The following is an 18,962-nucleotide window of genomic DNA, read 5'->3' as shown; positions in this document are numbered from 1 at the left end:
GGACTGCGTTCAGCTCCCACCAGCCTGCTGCGACAGACTGGCGAGGAGGTCTTGCACCTCCTTCGATTCACCGCGCCTCACGGCGCACTGGCGCCTCGTGGCGCACCCACCCGCTACGACAAGACACCCGAGAGCTATGCCGCCGGGCTTCACCTGCGCGGATCCATCCTCTGGCTACGCAGCCTGCCAGCCCTCCCTTGATCTCAACTCAGAACAGGCCCTAGATGGCAGGAGTTGACGCGGTGACATGCACGCTGCTGCTGAGCGCCCCCGCCCTGATCCGTCCCCGGCCCGTGCGCACGGCCCTGCCGACCGGACCGGAGACCGGATCACCTGGCGACGAAGACCACTCGGAACATCTTCGGCCACCATTTGCCGGTGAGCAGGAACTCATCGGTGCCGGGGACGGCGGCGATGCCGTTCAGCACCTCGGCGTGCTGCTGCTCCTTCGAGGTCAACAGCCCTGAGGCGTCGATCTGAGCCGTCACCGCGCCGGTGCCCGCGTCGACGCGCACGATCCGGTGGGAGGTCCAGACATTGGCGTACACACTGTCGCCCACGCATTCCAGCTCGTTGAGCCGCGGCACCGGACGGCCGTGGAGGGTGACGACGAGTTCACCGGTCGGGGCCAGCGTTCGCGGGTCCCGGAAGGTCAGCCGGGCGGAACCGTCACTGGTGACCAGTCGCCCGCGCCCCGGCTGGTGGCACATCCCCCAGCCCTCCTGCGCGTAGGGGACACGACGCAGCTCGGCCAGGGTTGCGGCGTCCCGTTCGATCGCGATGTGGTTCCGCCAGGTCAACTGCCACAGCGTCGGTCCGAGGACGGTGATCCCCTCCCCGAACAGCGGTGCCGGCAGGTCGGCGCGGACGGTGGGAGGCCGGCCGGGCGGGCCCAGACGGATCGACGACTCGCCGGCCATGCCCGTCCCCTCGTAGAGCGTTCGCCCGGCCATCTCCAGGCCCTGTGTGTAGGCCTTCGGGTCGTGGGGCAGGACGTCGAGGACCCTGACCTCGAGTTGCTCGACCCGGCCCGCGGCAGACCCGGCCGCGGCCTGTGCTCGCACCGGTGAGTGGCTGTCAGCCGCACACGAGGTGAGCAGTATTGCGCCCGCCAGGGCCGCGGCCGCGATGGCCGGGAGCGCCGGGAGCGCACGCATCCGCGCGGACCGGGCCATCGGGCTGGAGGCGCGAACCGCCGCGCCGGACCCCCGGCGCCTGCGAACGCCGGGCCGACGGCGCGACGCCTGCCGGGCGCCGACGCCCGGGCCGGCCATACCGCCCCGGGCGTCCGCGGCATCCCCCGTTCGCTCAGTGATGCTCTCCGCCTTCCTTTGCAGCCGCCGGGGCGGTGTCGCCCCTCGTCGGTGCGGTAGGCGCGGGGAAGACGCCGATCGTCGCCGGCCTGCCGCGGCTGCGGAGCCGGCGCCGGCTCCGCAGCCAGCCTCGGCGTCCCGCGATCCTGGGCCGGTACGTGTACCCGTAGCCGTACTGCTCGCTGTCGCGCTTGGCGGGCACCATGTTGAGGACGCTGCCGAGCACAGTCGTGCCGACGTCTTGCAGGGCGCGCACGGCGTCGGTGAGCTGGCCCCGGGTGCTCTTCGCGTACCGGGCCACCAGCAGGTAGCCGTCGACCGCCGAGGCCATCGCCGGTGTGTCCGCCACCGGGAGTACCGGCGCGGTGTCGATCACCACGTGGTCGAACCGGTCGGCGAGCGAGCGCACCACGGTGCGGAACTGCGCCGAGCCCAGCATCTCCGCCGGGTTCGGCGGCACCACCCCGCTGGCCAGCACCGAGAAGGAGCCCACCGACTGCATCACGTCCTCGGCGTTCGCCTGGCCGATCATCACGGTGGTCAGTCCGGCGTCCTTTACCAGGCCGAGCGCATGGGCCACATTGGGGCGCCGCAGGTCCGCGTCGACCAGGCAGACCGAGGAGCCGAACTCGGCCAGGGCGGACGCCAGGTTGATCGAGATGCTCGTCTTCCCCTCGCTGGGCACCGCGCTGCTGACCGCGATGACCTTGGGCGGAGCGTCGACGTCCACGAACCGGAGGCTGGTGCGCAGCCGTCTGAAGTCCTCCGCCCGCCGACCGAACGCGTCGTCGTCCGTCGCCACCGGATGTCGGGAGGTACGCTGGTCGAGGACGACGCTGCCGAGTACGGCCGGTCCGCCGGCGTCGGCGAGACACCGGGTCAGGTCGTTACGGCTGCGCACCGAGGTGTCCAGCGACTCCCGCGCGACCGCCAGGCCGGTACCGAGGGTCAGGCCGGCCACGAGCCCGAGCGCGAGGTTGAGCACCAGGTTCGGGGAAGTCGGCGCCTTCGGGCTGTTGGCGGGCTGGGTGATGCTCAGCCGGACGGGCGAGAGCCGGGCGCCGTCCGGTCGTTCGACCTCAGCGATGACCTCGGCGAAGCGGTCGGCGATCGCGTTGCTGATCCGGGCCGCCCGGGACGGTTGGGTGTCCGTGACGGTGATCTTGAGAAGTACCGTTTCGAGGGGTACCTCCGTGGTGATCTTTCGGGCCAGCTGAGAGGGCGTCATATCCAGGCCCAGAGTCTCGGCGACCGGCTCGGTCACGTGGGGGCTGGTGACCACTTCCGCGTAGGAGCGGACGCGAGCCTGGGCGAAGGTGTTGCCCTGATTGAGCATGACCGTGTCGCCCCGGTCCTGAAGAGACACGAAGAGCGTCGAGGTGGCCCGGTACTGCGGTGTGGTGGCGGTGGTGACGAACGCGCCGACCGCTGTTCCCAGCAGGCCCAATGTCACGATGATGCGCCAACGCCTGACCAGGAATCGAAGGAAGTCGGACAGATCCAAGGTATCCATCCCAGGTGTGCAAGTAGGTATCAATAGGGGCATTCGTTACTAGGTGACCATATCCGTGATGCCAGGTGAAAACGTCGACTCCGCGCCGGGCGACCTCCCCGGGTGAGCGCGGTGAGTCGGTCGGTGGGATCCGTGCCCCCTGCGTGCTCAGCCCGCAGCGACCGGGCGAATTCGCGCAGTGTGAACGCCCGCGACAACGCCCGCGCGGGGGACAGCCGTACGGCCGCCTCGCGGTGCTCCGTCGCGGCGCCCAGTACCAGATCCGATCTCTCGACCAACTCGGCGGTGTGTCGACGGTTTCTGACGGGTCTCTGCCCCACCCGGCGAGGTTGAAGGCGGCCGCGTCCGCCATCGGCCTGCCCGGCGTGACGTGCGTTGTGGCGCTGCTGGCATGGACCAGCTCCCGTGCGCGGCCAGCAGTTGTCTCGGCAGGCACTCGGCGAGCGCCGAGCGGTACAGGGTGCGGTGCACACGACGAGTACACGGAACACCTGAATTGGCTAATTCCCTCCGAAACGAATCGAGTGCGTAAATATCCGCCATAACGTCAGTATCCATGCGGCCGGGGCGGGAAATCAGTCGGCGCACGGACTGTTCGGGAGCACCGTGGCCCGCAGGGGATGCACCAGCGGCTGATGCAGCACGACGGGAGAACGCTCCCAAGGCCGCTCCAGCAAGTGGAGTACGAGGGTGCGCGTGCTGCGCGCGGGCAGCTCGACATCGAGGGTGAAGACCGGGTGGCCCCGCTCGGCGCCGTGGCTGACTTGAGTGGGGCGGCCGTCCAGGGTGGCGCCGGACAGGGTGGCCTCCGCGCTGGCGTAGTACGACACCAACAGACGGTTGTCACCCGGCCGGGTGTCGTAGGGCGGGTCGTCCACCCGCTGGACGACGTACGGCGGGAGTCCCGACACCGGAGCCCGGTTGGTCAGGCGGACGGTCACGGTGACCTCGCGTTGGCCGCCGACGCACCGGCCCGGTGCCCACACGAGCCGGCGGTCGAGGTAGTAGTCGAGCTTCGTGCCCGCCGCATTGTTGACGACCAGTCCGGCCAGCGGAGCGGATCCTTCGGGCAACGCTCCGGCGAACGACCGCGCCAGGAGCTCGCGCTGCTCCGCCGAGTGCCCACTCCACACCTTGATCCGTCCCTCTCCCAGCTGCCGGTGCAGTGCCGAGAAGAGGGCGGTTCGGCGCGCGGGGTCGGTCGAGGCACCGAGCAGCCGGATGGCCACCGCGCGCGCCACATCGAGGAAGTACGCCTTGCGCCGCTTGAAGTCCGGGTGGAGCGCGTAGCTGGCGCGCTCGCTGAGATCCACGACGTTGCGGGCGGTGACGGCGCTTCCGTCGGGCAGCCGGGCAGGGCCGGAGGCGGCGAGCAGCCCGGAGACCGCACCGGGGTCCAGGCCGAAGGCACCGTCCACACGCTGGCCACTGTGCCGCTGCCACGCCGCGGCCCAGATCCGCGCCGCGTACGGGAAGTGCGGGCTCATGTTGGAGTTCACCCAGGTCCGGGTCGGGGCGCTGGGACCGTATAGCCCGTCGAACTCCGCTCCCAGGTCGACGTCCGCATACGCCTCGCTCAGTTCGGTGTCGTTCCCGAAGTGCTCGAAGCTCAGTCGGCCCCGGTCCGCCCTGAGCACCGCGAAGGCTCCGGGCAGCCCGCCCGTTCCACGAGCCTCGGCGGTGTTCTCGAACACCGCCAGGTACCGCCGTGGTCCGTCCGCTCCGAGCATCGAGGGCATCAACCGGGCCGCGGCGGCGGCATCGTGGGTGAAGGGGGTGATCCGATCGAGCTGCCGGGCGAGTTCGGTGCGCGCCCGGTCGGTGGCCGGCAGCCAGGTGCCGTGCGGGAGGTCGTCGACATCGGCGCGCACCTCCGACGCGCTGCGCGAGGCCTGTTCGAGAAGGGGAGTCACACGGCGCAGCGCGGAGAGGTTCAGGTGCCGGCTGTCGTTCATCCCGGTGGATTCGAGTTCCGCCACGGTGCGCGCCACGGGGGAGAGCACGTCGTGGGTCAGCCGGTCGGAGGCCTCCGCGATACCGCGTACGGTACGGAAGGGGCCGCCGAGAACGGGCAGATGAGCCGCCGGGAACCAGGCGGGGCCGGTGGTGAGCCGATGCGCCCGGGTGGCATGGTCGGCGGCGCTGCGCACTGCGTCCTGCGCTGTTGCGGTCCGCGTCGTTGGCGGGGCGGCCGCGGTGGCCGGGTCCGCTGCGGGCTGCGCGAGGAGCTGCCGCCGCAGCGTCTCCAGACTCCGCTGGGCGGCCAGCAGCTCATTGCGGGCGAGCACTCCGGTGACCGCGATCCAGGCGGCACCGGCCAGGAGCAGCACAGCGGCGGCGTACACCGGCAGCCTGACGCGACGGTCGCGCAGCCGGCGGACGATGACGGCGGGCAGGACCCGCTCCTGCCACCGGCGCGGAATCCGTCTGGCCCGCTCCGCACTGAGCGGGGGTTCCTGCACACGTGATGCACCACGGCGAGTCCCGGACATCTGGTGTCACTCCCTGGCTGATCTCGTTCGTGGGTTCCGTGGCCCGCCCCGCGCAAGGCCCTCCGGACGCCGGGTGTGGATGTGCGACCCTCCGTGCGACGCGCGGGCGCCGGCTCAGTAGGCGCCGTCACCGCGCAGAACGGCAGGCAGGGTCCGGAAGAGGATCAATAGGTCGCGCCTGACCGACCAGGTGTCGACGTATTCCAGATCCAGACGCAGGGCGTCCTCCCAGGGCAGGTCGGACCGGCCACTGATCTGCCACAGTCCGGTGAGCCCAGGCCTGACCTGGAGGCGACGGAGGGCCTCGCCGGTGAAGGCCGAGTCCTCGACCGGCAGCGGCCGGGGACCGACCAGGGACATCTGCCCGTTCAGCACATTGACCAACTGCGGCAGCTCATCCAGGGAATAGCGGCGCAACCAGCGCCCGACCGCGGTCACCCGCGGGTCCTCGCGAATCTTGAACAAGTGCCCGTCCGTCTCGTTGCGGGCGGCCATCACCTTTCGCAACTGCTCGGAGCCGACCCGCATCGTGCGCAGTTTGAGGACGTCGAACTCCTCGCCCCGCCAGCCCGTTCGTCGCTGACGGAAGATCAGTGGTCCCGGAGTGTCGACCTTCACGGCGACGGCGACCACCAGGAGTATCGGCGCCAACAGCAGGAGCAGGACAGCGGCCCCCACCAGGTCGATGGTGCGTTTGGCCGCCCGGCCTCCCCATGGCGACTGCCACGGGGTCGGCCGGTGGTGAACCGTCTCTCCAGCGGATACCGGCATTCCGTACCTCTTCTACGCAGAACGGGTGAAACGTGCTCTTATAAGATGAATATTCACAAATTCAGCGCCTCAAGCCGTACATAACTGAGCAATAGATAGAAACACGACATCGATCTGAGCTTCAGCAATGACACTGCAACTTGCCACCTCGTCAAGCCAGGGGCGGCGCGGCCGAGAGGACCTGCATGCGTGCGGTAGTGACGGGCGGAGCCGGCTTCATCGGTTCCCACCTGTGCGAGCGGCTGCTCCACGAGAACCACGAAGTGATCTGCGTGGACAACTTCCTGACATCCAGCCCCGACAATGTCGAACACCTCATGGGCGACCAGCACTTCCAGTTGGACCGATGGGACATCACCCAGGGTCTTGACGTGCCCGGCCCGGTCGACGCCGTATTCCATCTGGCATCACCCGCCTCGCCCGAGGAGTACCTGAAACTGCCCCTGGAGACGCTTCGTGTGGGGTCGGCCGGCACCTGGCACGCCCTGGACCTGGCCGCCGCGAAGGGCGCGCGCTTTCTACTGACCTCCACCTCCGAGTCGTACGGCGACCCGCTGGTCCACCCTCAGCCCGAGAGCTACTGGGGCAATGTGAACCCCGTCGGCCCTCGCTCGGTGTACGACGAGGCGAAACGCTTCGGTGAGGCACTGACCACGGCCTACCGCAGAACCTGCGGTGTGGATGCCAAGGTCGTGCGCATCTTCAACACCTTCGGCCCGAGGATGCGCGTGAACGACGGGCGGGCCATCCCCACCTTCATCGGGCAGGCACTGCGCCGAGAACCGATCACCGTCACCGGCGACGGCAGCCAGACCAGATCCCTGTGCTACGTCGACGACGTGGTCGACGGGCTACTGCGGATGCTTGCGAGCGACCACGGCGGCCCGGTCAACCTGGGCAATCCCCACGAGGTCTCCATGCTGGAACTGGCCCAGTGGATCAGCAAACTGACCATGGCCAGCTCCGAGATCACGCTGATCCCCCGCCCCCAGGACGATCCGGAACGGCGACGCCCGGACATCTCCTTGGCCCGCGAGCTACTGGACTGGGAGCCAAAGACGCCGGTGGAACGGGGCCTGTGCGACACCATCACCGACTTCCGTCGCCGCTTGAGCACCGATGACTACACCGAGCCCAGGATTCGACCCGTCACCTCACCCCTGAGCCTCCGAGCCCGCTCATGACCACCGTAACGAGTACCCAGAGGGCCAGAGCACGGACGGTCTCCACTGTCCCCGTAGTCGAGTGTCTGGACGTGCCCATCACCGCTCACACCCGCGACAGCGCGGCCCTACACGTGCTACACCTCGCCCATCTGAACCGCGAGGCACGCCGGGGCCGAACGGACGCCTTCGCCACCATGCGTGGCAGCGACGTTCACCTCTGCAACGCCTACACGCTCGCCCTGGCGGACCGGGACACCGAACTCCAGAGCGTCCTCCGTTCAGCCTCTCTGAACTTGCCCGACGGGCAGTCAGTTGTCTGGGCCAGCCGTCTTCTCCACCGCAGTACCGCCCTCCCGGGCACACGCGTGTACGGCCCAGACCTCCTTCTGGACGTCTTCGCCCTGAGCCAGAACACCGACCTGCGGCACTATCTCCTCGGCTCCACGCCCGACGTACTGGACGCACTGCACCGGGAACTGCGGCGGCGCTACCCCCGGACACGGATCACCGGCACCTGCTCCCCGCCTTTTCGCCCGTTGAGCGCCCAAGAACTGCGGCAACAAGCGGAGGACATCCGCGCCGCGGGGGCGGACATCGTCTGGGTGGGCCTCGGTACCCCCAAACAGGACCGCTGGGCCGCCGACCTGTGCGCCGAACTGCCTGTGGTCGCCGTGGCCGTGGGTGCGGCCTTCGACTTCATCGCCGGCACCAAGCGCCAGGCGCCCACCTGGATGCAGCACAACGGGTTGGAGTGGCTGTTCCGTCTCGGCTGCGAGCCGCGCCGCCTGTGGCGGCGGTACGTGTTCGGCAACGCGCGGTTCCTGTGGGGGGTGACCTGGCAGGCTACGGTCGGCGGGAGTACCGCGAGCCCACGCACTGTACACGGAAAGGGGCCCTGTGACGCCGGACACCCCACCGGTCCGAGTGCTCGAGTGCCTGAGGCCAGATGACATGGCGCAGGAAGCCCCACCAGGCGCCTCGTTTGACCGGCCGCGCTGTCCCCCGGTGGCGCTGGCCTTCGGACGACAGTCGCCGACCCCGACGTGACCAGCCAATCGCCGCATCAGGAATGGCAACGGCCATTGCGCCCATCCCAGGAGGCCTGACGTGACCACGCGCGCAACAGAAGCAACAGATGCGGCAGGCAGGGCGCGGGCGTGCGGCGCCGCATCCCCTTCCGCCGGCGCACGCATGAGATCAGCAAAGGCCTTGGCACGCACATCGATCCGGAACGTGGTCAGCGATCCCGGCAGGCCGGGCTCCCTCTCTCACCGGGCCCGTACCAAGCGCTGGGCAGAACTGCTGCGACGGTTCCCGGCGCTGGGCGACATGCGCGTGCTGGACCTCGGCGGAGTGCCCGAGGCGTGGCGACTCGTCCCGGTGAGACCGGCTCAAGTTGTCACCGTCAACCTGGATCCGAAGACCTTGTCGGCCGACGAGCCGGGTGTCACGGCCGTCGTCGGTGACGCCTGTGCGCTCCCCGCCCTGCTGGTCAAGGAGCGATTCGACCTCGTGTACTCGAACTCCCTCCTGGAGCATGTCGGCGGCCACGCCAACCGGCTGCGCCTGGCCCAGACAGTGCACACGATGTCCGACCAGCACTGGATTCAGACCCCGTACCGATACTTTCCTGTCGAACCGCACTGGCTCTTCCCCGGATTCCAGTTCCTTCCCCTGCGGGCACGCGCGGAAGTCTCGCTCCGCTGGCCCTTCGGCCATACCCGTTCTCCCGACCTTGGTGCGGCCGTCGACGACGTGTCATGGGTGGAGTTGCTGGACTTCTCCGGGATGCGCCGGTACTTCCCCAACTCCGAGATCTGGCCCGAACGGGTCGCTCGGCTGCCGAAGTCACTGGTGGCGGTAAGCCGGTCAGTGCACGTCTGAAGCAGACAGACCCGAACCCGCTTGCCGACAGCACGTTCTCTGTCGGCACCAAGGAGACCTGATGATCGGCTTCATGCCTTTCCATCCCGGTCCCGGTCCCGGTCCCGGTCCCGGTCCCGGTCCCGGTGTCGGTGTCGGTGTCGGTGGACACTGCATCCCGATCGGTCCGGCGTACTTCTCCTGGCGTGTGCGGCACCTTGGACTCAACTTCCGATTCGTCGAGTTGGCCATGGAGATCAACGACCGAATGCCGTCCTACGCAGCCTCGCGTGCCGTCGAAATGCTCAACGCAGTACGCAAGCCACTCAAGGGTGCCTCGGTCATCCTCATCGGTGTGGCGTTACAAAGCCGAGATCAGCGACCTGCGGGAGTCCCCCTTTCCCCTTCCCTTGGCCTGGCGGCTGCTGCGGTCCGCGCTCAGGTGTGCTGGCACGATCCGCCCGTCCCCGGAGTTCACGGTGGACGGGCAGCACCTGACCGAGGTGAAGTCGCTCGGCGCGGACACCGTGTCCGCCGTGACCTGGCCATCCTGCACAGCGCTGCACCACTCCTGCCTCGACCTCGACGTACTGGTCCGCGATCTCGATCGACCAGTGAGGGCATCAGGACGCAAGCCGTAGAGAGGAACTATCGTGACGTCCAGTCGAGTCCTCGTCGTTCCGCCGTACCTCCCCGAGTACCGGGTGAGGTTCTTCGAGCGGCTCACGGCTCGCATACAGGATCGCGGAGTCGAGGTGACCGTCGCCCATGGCAGCCCGACGGGCTCCCTGGCCCAGCGACATGACACCGGGGCGTTGCCCGGTGCCCTGGCACTACCGCAGCGTGTCTTCCGCGTCGGCGGCCGCACTCTGCTCTGGCGGGACCTCGGGGCATTGGCCAGGCGCTGCGACGCGGTAGTGCTCGAACAGGCGCTGCGCAATCTGGAGGCTTTCCCCTTGATGGTCAGATCCCGGCTGCACGGCGGCCCGGCAATCTGCCTGTGGGGGCACGGCGGTACCTATACACACCGCCAAAGCGCCGCCGAACGCGCTGTGAAGGACGCGTTCACCCGCCGCGCGGACTGGTTCTTCGCCTATACCGAGGGCGGGTCTCGATACGCCACACGTGCAGGCGTGCCCGCCGAGCGGGTGACGGTGGTGCGCAACTCCACTGACACCGCCGCACTGCAGACAGCTCTCGCGCAGATCACGCCACAACAACTCCGCGACTTCCGCGCTCGTCATGGTCTCACCACGGGCCGAAGCGCCTTCTTCATCGGTGGGCTGGACGCCCCCAAGAGGATTCCGTTCCTGCTCGCGGCGGCGGAACTCACGGCACGAAGACTGCCGGGCTTCCGGCTCCTCGTGGCCGGCGACGGGGCACATCGCCGACTCGTCGAGGACGCGGCCGCGCGACCGAGTTCATCGGTCGTATTTCTCGGGCCGGTCCAGGATGCAGGGCGCAAGGCCCTGCTGGGCGCTGCCTGTGATGTACTGCTCATGCCTGGGGCTGTGGGTCTCGTCGCTGTGGACGCCCTGGCGCTGTCCACCCCTGTGATCACCACGCCTGACGCGGCGCACGGTCCGGAATTCGAGTATCTGGAGGACGGTCGCAACGCGTGTGTTGTAACCGGCGATGAATCCAAATTTGCGGACACGACCGCTGCACTGCTCATCGAGCGCACCCGCCTGGAAGCGCTACGCAGAGGCTGCCAGGAGGATGCCGTTCACTACTCCGGGGAAGCTATGAGTGCGCGTTTCGCCGAGGGGTTGCTGGCAGTCCTTGCGATGGCCCGCTGACAACTCGACGATCGCTCGTCAGCCAGTCAGCCGGTGCCTGATCACGTTGCGGAGCCGGGACCGAGTCGTGCCATCCCGCAGAGAGTCGGTGACGAACCTGACGCCTGAGGAGATCTGGTCCGCAACCTGCGCCGCTGTCGAGTCGCTACCGGTCAGGTAGTGCTCGGGGACATCGAACAAGCGGGTGGGCATCCGGTCCCCGGTACGGATGCCTCGGACTCGGTTGGTCAGGTTCCGACCGTGGATCACCTGGAGCCACGCGGGGCGGCACCGGACCTGCACCAGGGGCTGATCGGTAATCATGTGATGGGGCCTGCAGAAAACGGTGGCCCATGGACGACCGGGAAACTGCGGCTCGACATAGGAGATAAACGGGTTGGCGATGTACGGCCGCAAGTAGAACCGGCCGGCGGACATTTGATATCCGAGAACGAGATTGACGAAATAGGCACCGCTGGTCCTGCCCAACTGCTGTTGCACGGTCTCCGTGAAATGGGGCGCCAGCGCGTCGTCGCAGTCAAGGCGAGAGGAGACCAGGTATTTCCGCCGCCCCAGCCCCTCCGCGGCGACGGCCTCGTTCACGGCTCGTGCATCGAACGCGCCGTCCAGCCACACCGGTCGGAAAGCACCGCCGGCCGCGAGCCGCTCGATCTCGCTCTGCCAGCGCCGCGGCGTCCGGGCGTCGCAGAACACGAACCAGTGCTGCGGCGGGCGTCGCTGACGGCGAACGGACGGCAGACACAGGTCCCTGAAGATGCGGATCCTGGCTGCCAGCCATTCCTCGCACGGCGACTCCTGATCATCCGAGAGCCGCACGTTGAACCGAGTGAGAAGAACGTGCTCAAAGTCCATGGGGACAGTATCGGTACAAGAGAGTGAGCAACCACGTAATGCCACGAACCCGGCATGGCGGTGCGTTTCTATGACGGCTTGCTTGAGCCGGTCCTCGCGGGATCGGCGATCATAGTTGTCACCATGTGGTCGGTGACCTTGAGTCTCCATGCCAAGCCCCACAGTCGGCGGGACACCGTCAGTGGCCCTGGATCTGTTCCAGTTCCTGGCGGGCGCGGGTGAGGACACGGGATCGGTTGCGGCGGTGGGCCAGCCCTTTCCAGAAGCTGGCTTTCAGGAGGCCCTCCGAGTTCACGGCGCAGATACGGTCGAGGATGCGCTCGGGGACTTTCTGGGGATCGGGCATCACATATTCGTCGATGATCGACTGGTAATTCTCCCGTAGCACGGTGTTCTTCGGGTCCAGGCCGAGGACCAGCAGCAAACCGGTGGGCTCGGTGTTCACCTGCACCGTGATGAGATCGGAGCGGTACTGCTCCAGCACCGGGATCATCTTGAAGACATCGCCGGTCCAGGCGTTGGTGCGCCGGTCCCGCCGAGCCTCCTGCGGGTTGCGCGGCAGCATGTCGTCGAAGACGACCACGCTCGACCAGGAGCAGTATCGCTCCACGTTCATAAAGTCCCGTAGCGCGTACTCAAACAGATGCATTCCGTCGATGAACGCCAGGTCGAGTGTGGGGCCGTCGGTGTAACGGCCGAGGAGGGGGCGGCCACGGCGCAGATTCTTCAACGGGTTCCGGGCACTCCGTAGATGTCCAAGGGGATCCGGTCCGCCGAAGAACGCGTCGCTGGTGTTCTTCACCAGGTGAAGATCGCAGTGCAGGGGCGAACGGATCACCGGCGAGGGGTCGATGGCGATGCTGGGGACCCGGGAGAGCTTCAGGCTTTGTCCGTTGCAGACCCCGATCTCCAGATAGTTTCGCGGTGACAGACGGGCGTGCAACTCCTGCAGGAACTGATGCCTTGTCACCTGCGGCTGCTCATAGGGGTGGGAGACGAGGCGGTTGTTGAGCTGTTGCATGATGCGATGGCGGTTCATGGTGGATGGGCTCCTGATCTTTCCTGCGAAGAGTGCGTGCGGGCGGGAGGGTGTCAGTCCGTGGAGCGGATGATGGCGTCCCCTCCTCCGGGCCCTTCGGGTGATCGCGCCGCAGATCGCGCGGCGATGATGCCGGGGAGCACGGTGGCCAGGGCGGTGCGCCTGTCCCTACGGGGTGCGAGGCCGACGTCAGCCCGCACCCGGTCGGCTGTCCGCCGTTGGTCGCGTGGAAGACGTCCTGCCCACCCTGTGCCCTGACGTGCCGTCCCAGTACGGTGCTTCCGGTCCGCGACATCCCCCGCCCAGGGTGGGCCGACCCGCGTCATCGAGCTCCCTGAGGGTGTCCCGTACGAACGTGACGACGCCGGTGACGGACCGGGCCACATGGACTCGTCCGCGAAGTGGACGATCTCGTCATGCCTGGGCCAAGGTTGTCTGTGGTCCTGGCGGCGATCTTGAGCGGCTGCTTCGGGATTGTGCGGCCGATGCGCTGACCGGTTCCACGCGCGATTACGACCATGGTGTGCATGGGTGTCCGTTCGTCCTGTGTGTCATCTGAGGCGGATCCGTCGGCAATCTAAGGTGCTATGCGACTTAGGACTGCTGAATGCAGAATGTCCTTCTTTCTGCACTTGCGTCGGGGCGTGAGCGCGTCACTGATCCGAGAATGGTCCGTTTGGCCCAATGTCGCGGCCAAGGACTGACCGTGGCTGCTCGTGGGGTGTCACGCGTAACGAGGTCCGTTGGCTATCGCCCGCGGTGCCAACGTGGGGCGGCAGTGTTCGGCGATGCGGGGCGCGCGAGGCACGGCTGGACGAGCAGAATCGGCGTGGTGCGGCGCTGGAGTCGCTGTCCAGATAGACGGTCAAGCAGCCGGCGGAGCGCAGGCGGGCCGCTTCGGCCTCGGTGAAGGCCCGCTCGGTGACGCCCCTTGGCCGCGCAGGTGCCGTGTGGAGGACTGGGCTGAAATCCGCCGCCTGCACCGGGCGGAGCAGATGCCGATCAGGGCGATCGCGCGGCATCTGGGCATCTCGAAGAACACGGTCAAGCGGGCGCTGGCCAGTGACCGGCAGCCACGAGCGGGCGGCGAAGGGCTCAGCGGTGGACCCGCCAGGACTGCGGACGAGCCACGCCCCGCTCCACCGGTTGTCCGTGCCGCGGAGAGCGCGCCGTTGGCCGTGCGCTGGGTCGGCGACAAGTCGCCGCCTGGCCGGCGCCTGACCGGTGTTGTCACCCGCGGACCGGCGCCTGGCGTGGCCGGCGAGCACCGGGATGCCCTGACACCAGGCGGTGCTCGACACGGCACTCGGGGAACCGTCTCACGTCGATGCCGAAGGGCTGGGCAACCGTACGGGCTCGGTGGAGGATGGTCACTCAGTCATTGTGACTCTCTCCTGCTCCAATTCATGGAAGCGAGCTTTGCGCGTCGTAGTGCACGGCGGAGCCTCGCGGTGGGCCAAGGCGTCGCTGACCCGCAAGGCCGACTGTGCGGTTCCCTGTCTGCTGGCCGCGGCCGAGGGGGTTTCCCGCCGCTTCCAGTGCGATCTGGTGCGCCGCACGGGCACGGGGCAACACGTGACGTGCCTCGTCGACAGATGCGACCGGTCTCGCACGTCGGGACGGGCGTGACGCAGTCAGGACGCACGCCTTTCGGCTGTTCTGAACCAGTCGGTATAGGCGCGAGCGATCTCGTTCAGCGAGAACTGCTCACGGACCCGGTCTCTCCCCGCTGCGCCGAGAGCCATCCGTCGCTCGTCGTCCCGGGCCAGCGCAATCATCGCCTCCGCGATCTGGCTGGGTCGGTCAATGTCGACAAGCAGGCCCGCGTCCGCGACCACCCAGGGCACCGCGCCGCTGCGCCGGCCGGCCACGACCGGCAGGCCCATGCCCATGGCCTCCGCACAGATCATGGAGAAGGACTCGAGTCGAGACGGGTGGACGAGCATATGCGCCTCGGCGGCTAGGCGCTGCAGCATAGCGGCGTGCGGCAGTTGTCCGGCGAACTCGACTCCTGCGGTGAGTTCCCGGTCCGCCGCCCAAGCCTGCGCCGGGCCGCCGGAACCGTGGTCCGAGCCCAGAAGCAGTAGCCGGGCGCGCCGGATCTGCGTGCGTACCAGGGCGAAGGCCCGTAGCAGCGCCTTGGTGTTCTTCATCGGCCCCCAGCCCTGGAGAGCTGCGGCGAACACGGGGGTGTCACCGGGCGGAGGCGCAGAGGAGACGGGCAGGGCGTCGGTCCGTACACCGTTGGGGATCACCTCGATCGGCCGGCGCGCCCCCAGACACCGCCTCAAGTGCTGTGCGGTATAGGGACTGTTGGCGCTGAGCGCGGTGGCACGGTGCACGGCGGGCAGGGCCTGAGTGTGGCGCACCCAGCGGTAGGCGGTGCGCATCTCCCAGGCGTAGCGCAGAGGGGTGTCCCTGGCGGTGACGAAGGCGGGGCGGCCGCTGGCGATGGCAGCGAGCGCGTATTCGTACGTCCAGTGGGCGCTGACCACATCGGTGGGGTGTTCGCGCAGTGCGGCTGCCAACTGCCGTCGCTCGTACCTGAAAAGATCACGTGCCCGGTGGGAGGGGCGCATCGGTGTGACGACGAGTCGCAGGCGCCCCGAACCGAGCATCGCGCGGGACGTCACTACGTCACTCATTGCGAACACGGTGACCCGGTGGCCCTGGTCGAGCCAAGTGCGGGCCAGCCAGCCGGTGGAGGGTCCGCTGGGGATGGGGGGAGCCTCGCAGTCCAGGGCGGGGCGCAGAGGACTGAGGTCCACCGGGCCGGTGAGGCCGATGTGCATGGGAATTCCTCCAAGACTCCTTCACGGCAGGGCAGCGGTGCGCAGCCGCACGTCCCCGGCGGGACCGAGCGAAGTAATTCGACTATGCGGAACTACCCGGGCTCGCCATCACATACAGCGATTGGATGTCGTCCTTTCGCTCGGGGAATTCGGGGTATGCAGCGAGCAGATCAGCCTCGCGGACTCGGCGTACAGACCGGAACCCGGCCTGCCCCAGGGCCCATGTGAGGAGTTCAAGGTCGAACAGATTTCGATGCTGACCCCTCTGGTGAAAGAAGTCGTTGATGAGGTGCTGGACGGGTGCCCCATTCAGCGTGAAATTAGGAAACCGCTCACGACGATCCTTCCAAAGTTCCATCGCCTTGTCCTGCACATATGCGGCACAGACCTTTTCCAGGTCAGGGCACGACAGCCACACCTTGCCGTCGGGCCTCAGGATGCGGCGCATCTCACGGAAAAGTGGAATGAGTTGCTCGTGCAGTTCGAGGTGTTCGATGACGTGCTGCGAGATGATGACCTCGGCGCAGTTGTCGGGCAGCGGAAGCCGACGTGCCAGCAGATCGAGATTAAAATCCGATCGGGAGATGTCGCAGTTGAGCCACCCTTCGACCCGCCGCGTGCCGCATCCAAGGTGCACGCGGTGAGTCGTCTCCGCCGACAGCTTCGGCCCGGGGCGCAGCCGCGCCAAAGTGCGGGCGGCTTCGTATTTGAGCTGAAAAATCGTCCTCGGATCCAGCATCAGACCGGATTTCACCAATTTTACCAACGAATTGCTCGTTCCACGATTGTCGTTTTCTTGGGACCGGGATGAGCTGAGCAGTAAGAAGCTTGCACGCCATCCTAACGATGCCGTACATAATTCCTCAGCTCTGCCACGCAGCGCCCTGCCAAAATCGTCCATCCGGGTAGGTCGTGATTCCTCAGTGGGTTTTGGGACCGACCGGACGCAGGCCACTCCGGGATGCGGGCGAGGCCGACTGCATGGAGACCCCTTCAGGGCCGGGACACCGGCGCAGTCATAGGCCGCTTCGCTCGGCCGGGGCGACGCAGCAGTCCGATCTCGGCGGCGGCCCGGTAGGCAGGCAGTCGGCCGCGCAGCAGCACACACCCCAACAGAACCGGAGCCATGGCAAGCGCCGCACCGGGCAGCCCCCCCAGGACAGTGTTGCCCCAGCCGCCAGCTGCGGCCAGACAGCCCCCGGCCGCCAGATGTGTGAGGTGGGCGTGGACCACGGCACGGGCACTGGCCGCACCCATCCGGTGCCAGCGGACCAGCTGTACGGCGTGGCCGACGGCCAGCCCGGCCGCTCCGGCCGCGACGAACACCAGCGGATCGGGCCACCGGGCGGCAGCGGCGAGTCCCGCTCCCGTGACGGCAAGCAAGACGAGCTGGGCCCGGACGAGATCGCGACGGGACCCGCGGGCCAGGTCCAGTGAACACCCCGCCGCGTACAGGAGTTGCAGCGCGCCGGTCGCGGCGAACGCAGGCACCAGTGCGGCCGCACCTTCCCAACCGGGGCCCAGGAGCACAGCGAGCGCGGCGGGCCCAGCCCCGGCCAGGGCACCGAAGGCGACGAAGCCCGCGGAGGCGGCGTACAGCAGATGCTGTGTGGGCCGGGCCAGCGGCAGGCCATGGCCCCTGCGCTCCGCGAGCAGAGGTACGGCCGCGTAGTTGAGCCCCTTGACCAGCACGTTCAGCGGTACGTCGGACAGTAGCTGGGCGCGGGACCAGAGCCCGGCCGTGCCGGGCCCGAGCAGTCGGCCCGCCATCCACAGCGGACCACTGCCCGCGACGGTGCGCAGAAGCGCGAAACAGGTGAGGAACCCGGACAGTCTCAGTAGGGAACCGGCCAGGGGCACTGGGTCGTGTGGTAGACCAAGTTTCGCCGATCCGCACGCGGCGAGGGCGAGGGTGATGAACGCCGCGACCGGAATGGCCAGGGCCAGGGCGGCCGGGGAGCCGGTGCGACCGAGCATGACGGCCGCGGCCGTGCAGCCGACCGCTTGCCCGGTGAATTCGGCAACCGCCGCGCGCCCCGGCCGGCCGACCCGGCGCAGCGCGGACACCAGCACACAGCCCGCAGGCGCCGCCAAATACTGGCAGCCCAACAGCCGGAGCAGTGACGTTACTTCAGGCATCCGCCACATCGCCGCGCACCAAGGGGCCGCAACCTCGATGACCGCCCAGCAGGCGACACCGGTCAACAGCGAAAGCCGGAGGGCCGAGCGGAGGAGGCCGCGGGTGAGCTGTTCGGCACGCAGGACGCAGGTCGCCAGGCCCGCCGTGGCGAACAGGCCGGGTAGCTGTGCCAGCGTAAGGGCGATCGCATAGCTGCCGAAGGCGGTGTGCGGCGCAGCACGCGCGGTCCAAGCCGTGTAGCCGAGCTGCAGTAAGACGGATAGGGCGGCTCCGCCGTAGTTCCAGCTCAGCACTGAGGTGATGCGGCGTGCGGACTCCGGGGCGCTGGTCATGTCGGAAAGGGTCCGGTGCTGAGGAGGAAGTTCTGGTGGCGTCGGGGAGGCGCGAACCCGGGCGATACGGGGACCGGGCCCTGCGGAGCAAGATGGTGGACGTGGTGGTAGCCGAGTTCGGCGGCGGTGGCGCGCAGCCGGTCCAACGCGGGCCGGTCGAGACACTCGGCGATCACGATGGGCCGGTGGGCGGCGAGCGTCTTGGCCATGCCGCGCAGAACTTCCGGCTCCAGTCCCTCGACATCGATCTTCACCAGGTCGATGGGCCGGTCGCCGACTGCCATGTCTGCCGTGGACACTTCCACGTCCACGCTGTGGCGCCCCGGGTTTGCCGCGTCGCCGCGCAGGGTGGCTGTGGTGATGCGCTCCTGCACGGTGAGACGGGCCTGACCCGGAGCATCCGACAGCGCTTTGCCGACGACCTGCACCCGGTTCCCGAAGCCGTTGACGTCGAGATTGCGGCGCAGCATCCGGGCCGCGACCGGGTTGGGCTCGACCGAGATGGCGTGCAGCCGCGGGTTGGCCTGGCAGGCCAGCAGGGTGTACAGGCCGGCGTAGGCTCCGGCGTCCAGGAAACCGCGCGCGGTGCGGGCGAGCCGGTAGAAGAGCGGGTGGGTGGCCTCCTCCCACAGCCGCAGATCCGTCCAGACCACCGGCCCGGCGAGTACGTCGTCCGGGCCGCAGTAGTAGTGGAATGTGCTGCCGTCGGGTGCGTGCAGCTGCCAGACGCCGGTGGGGCGCAGATGCTGCCAGACGGTGAGCGGCACATGGCCACGTACGGTTCCGGCCCGTACTGCCCGCTGAAAGGTCCGCGATCGCATCAGCAGGTCACGGGCACCGCGCAGCACGGGCTTGACATGGCTCAGCTGCGGGACGGCGGTGGTGGTCAT

Annotated in this window: 15 protein-coding genes and 4 pseudogenes; 8 read left to right on the top strand and 11 right to left on the bottom strand. The window is 68.2% G+C overall.

Annotated features, from left to right (window positions below; translation table 11 throughout):
• Window positions 1-201, top strand: a pseudogene (locus H8R17_RS45745) (hypothetical protein); the annotation flags it as partial.
• Between the two features lie 128 nt (window positions 202-329).
• Here H8R17_RS45745 and H8R17_RS19610 read toward each other — a convergent pair.
• The 4 genes from H8R17_RS19610 to H8R17_RS19595 form a co-directional block, all read right to left on the bottom strand.
• Entirely contained in the window at window positions 330-1,064 is a 735-nt protein-coding gene (locus H8R17_RS19610; RefSeq protein ID WP_316959458.1) for a glutaminyl-peptide cyclotransferase, read from the bottom strand.
• A 244-nt stretch (window positions 1,065-1,308) separates the two neighbouring features.
• Window positions 1,309-2,826 (bottom strand): polysaccharide biosynthesis tyrosine autokinase, encoded by a 1,518-nt coding sequence (locus tag H8R17_RS19605; RefSeq protein WP_187824498.1) that lies wholly within the window; start codon window positions 2,824-2,826, stop codon window positions 1,309-1,311.
• Window positions 2,827-3,401: 575 nt separating this feature from the next.
• On the bottom strand, window positions 3,402-5,288 hold the full coding sequence (locus tag H8R17_RS19600; protein ID WP_316959457.1) for a DUF4012 domain-containing protein: 1,887 nt from the start codon (window positions 5,286-5,288) through the stop codon (window positions 3,402-3,404).
• A 144-nt stretch (window positions 5,289-5,432) separates the two neighbouring features.
• Window positions 5,433-6,089, bottom strand: coding sequence for a sugar transferase (locus tag H8R17_RS19595; protein ID WP_187824497.1), 657 nt, complete (start codon window positions 6,087-6,089; stop codon window positions 5,433-5,435).
• A 185-nt stretch (window positions 6,090-6,274) separates the two neighbouring features.
• On the opposite strand from H8R17_RS19595, the gene H8R17_RS19590 reads away from it, so the two are divergent.
• The 6 genes and pseudogenes from H8R17_RS19590 (at window position 6,275) to H8R17_RS48710 (ending at window position 10,917) form a co-directional block, all read left to right on the top strand.
• A complete protein-coding gene (locus H8R17_RS19590) occupies window positions 6,275-7,273 on the top strand; it encodes a UDP-glucuronic acid decarboxylase family protein (RefSeq protein ID WP_187824496.1) in 999 nt (332 codons plus the stop codon).
• Window positions 7,274-7,344: 71 nt separating this feature from the next.
• The gene (locus H8R17_RS19585; protein WP_316959456.1) at window positions 7,345-8,205 is read left to right on the top strand and encodes a WecB/TagA/CpsF family glycosyltransferase; all 861 of its coding nucleotides are present in this window, start codon (window positions 7,345-7,347) and stop codon (window positions 8,203-8,205) included.
• A gap of 283 nt (window positions 8,206-8,488) precedes the next feature.
• Complete coding sequence (locus tag H8R17_RS19580) at window positions 8,489-9,139, top strand: methyltransferase domain-containing protein (RefSeq protein WP_223125233.1); 651 nt, start codon at window positions 8,489-8,491, stop codon at window positions 9,137-9,139.
• A gap of 61 nt (window positions 9,140-9,200) precedes the next feature.
• Window positions 9,201-9,329: pseudogene (locus tag H8R17_RS49290) on the top strand (hypothetical protein); the annotation flags it as partial.
• Between the two features lie 142 nt (window positions 9,330-9,471).
• Window positions 9,472-9,759, top strand: coding sequence for a hypothetical protein (locus tag H8R17_RS46990; RefSeq protein ID WP_262505354.1), 288 nt, complete (start codon window positions 9,472-9,474; stop codon window positions 9,757-9,759).
• 12 nt (window positions 9,760-9,771) lie between these two features.
• Window positions 9,772-10,917 carry a glycosyltransferase family 4 protein gene (locus tag H8R17_RS48710; protein WP_187824494.1) on the top strand — a complete coding sequence of 382 codons (1,146 nt, stop codon included), beginning with the start codon at window positions 9,772-9,774 and terminating at the stop codon, window positions 10,915-10,917.
• 18 nt (window positions 10,918-10,935) lie between these two features.
• Here the strand turns inward: H8R17_RS48710 and H8R17_RS19565 are convergent, their stop codons facing one another.
• Together H8R17_RS19565 and H8R17_RS19560 are read right to left on the bottom strand one after the other, a co-directional pair.
• Entirely contained in the window at window positions 10,936-11,769 is an 834-nt protein-coding gene (locus H8R17_RS19565; protein ID WP_187824493.1) for a glycosyltransferase, read from the bottom strand.
• Between the two features lie 178 nt (window positions 11,770-11,947).
• Complete coding sequence (locus H8R17_RS19560) at window positions 11,948-12,808, bottom strand: class I SAM-dependent methyltransferase (protein WP_316959455.1); 861 nt, start codon at window positions 12,806-12,808, stop codon at window positions 11,948-11,950.
• 950 nt (window positions 12,809-13,758) lie between these two features.
• On the opposite strand from H8R17_RS19560, the pseudogene H8R17_RS45740 reads away from it, so the two are divergent.
• Window positions 13,759-13,887 (top strand): annotated as a pseudogene (locus tag H8R17_RS45740) (helix-turn-helix domain-containing protein); the annotation flags it as partial.
• A 19-nt stretch (window positions 13,888-13,906) separates the two neighbouring features.
• Here the strand turns inward: H8R17_RS45740 and H8R17_RS46975 are convergent.
• From H8R17_RS46975 to H8R17_RS19535, 5 genes and pseudogenes are all read right to left on the bottom strand, one after another.
• A pseudogene (locus tag H8R17_RS46975) lies at window positions 13,907-14,066 on the bottom strand (IS5/IS1182 family transposase); the annotation flags it as partial.
• A 376-nt stretch (window positions 14,067-14,442) separates the two neighbouring features.
• Complete coding sequence (locus tag H8R17_RS19550; RefSeq protein WP_187824492.1) at window positions 14,443-15,600, bottom strand: glycosyltransferase family 4 protein; 1,158 nt, start codon at window positions 15,598-15,600, stop codon at window positions 14,443-14,445.
• Window positions 15,601-15,682: 82 nt separating this feature from the next.
• Window positions 15,683-16,354, bottom strand: a complete 672-nt coding sequence (locus tag H8R17_RS19545; RefSeq protein WP_316959454.1) for a methyltransferase domain-containing protein — start codon at window positions 16,352-16,354, stop codon at window positions 15,683-15,685.
• 239 nt (window positions 16,355-16,593) lie between these two features.
• Window positions 16,594-18,072: an oligosaccharide flippase family protein gene (locus H8R17_RS19540; protein WP_187824491.1), complete on the bottom strand. Its 1,479-nt coding sequence runs from the start codon at window positions 18,070-18,072 to the stop codon at window positions 16,594-16,596.
• The gene (locus H8R17_RS19535) at window positions 18,069-18,962 is read right to left on the bottom strand and encodes an FkbM family methyltransferase (protein WP_187824490.1); all 894 of its coding nucleotides are present in this window, start codon (window positions 18,960-18,962) and stop codon (window positions 18,069-18,071) included. Before H8R17_RS19535 ends, H8R17_RS19540 begins: the two co-directional genes overlap by 4 nt.

Origin of the sequence: Streptomyces sp. TRM68367 (genome assembly GCF_014495685.1) — a bacterium.
Taxonomy (GTDB): domain Bacteria; phylum Actinomycetota; class Actinomycetes; order Streptomycetales; family Streptomycetaceae; genus Streptomyces.
This window is presented reverse-complemented; position numbering and strand designations above follow the sequence as displayed.

Excerpts from the sequence above, each read along its gene's own strand:
- H8R17_RS19595 (WP_187824497.1), bottom strand. The coding sequence starts at position 6,089 with ATGCCGGTATCCGCTGGAGAGACGGTTCACCACCGGCCGACCCCGTGG.
- H8R17_RS19605 (WP_187824498.1), bottom strand. The coding sequence starts at position 2,826 with ATGGATACCTTGGATCTGTCCGACTTCCTTCGATTCCTGGTCAGGCGT.
- H8R17_RS19550 (WP_187824492.1), bottom strand. The coding sequence starts at position 15,600 with ATGCACATCGGCCTCACCGGCCCGGTGGACCTCAGTCCTCTGCGCCCC.
- H8R17_RS19590 (WP_187824496.1), top strand. The coding sequence starts at position 6,275 with ATGCGTGCGGTAGTGACGGGCGGAGCCGGCTTCATCGGTTCCCACCTG.
- H8R17_RS19540 (WP_187824491.1), bottom strand. The coding sequence starts at position 18,072 with ATGACCAGCGCCCCGGAGTCCGCACGCCGCATCACCTCAGTGCTGAGC.
- H8R17_RS19560 (WP_316959455.1), bottom strand. The coding sequence starts at position 12,808 with ATGAACCGCCATCGCATCATGCAACAGCTCAACAACCGCCTCGTCTCC.
- H8R17_RS19535 (WP_187824490.1), bottom strand. The coding sequence starts at position 18,962 with ATGACCACCACCGCCGTCCCGCAGCTGAGCCATGTCAAGCCCGTGCTG.
- H8R17_RS19565 (WP_187824493.1), bottom strand. The coding sequence starts at position 11,769 with ATGGACTTTGAGCACGTTCTTCTCACTCGGTTCAACGTGCGGCTCTCG.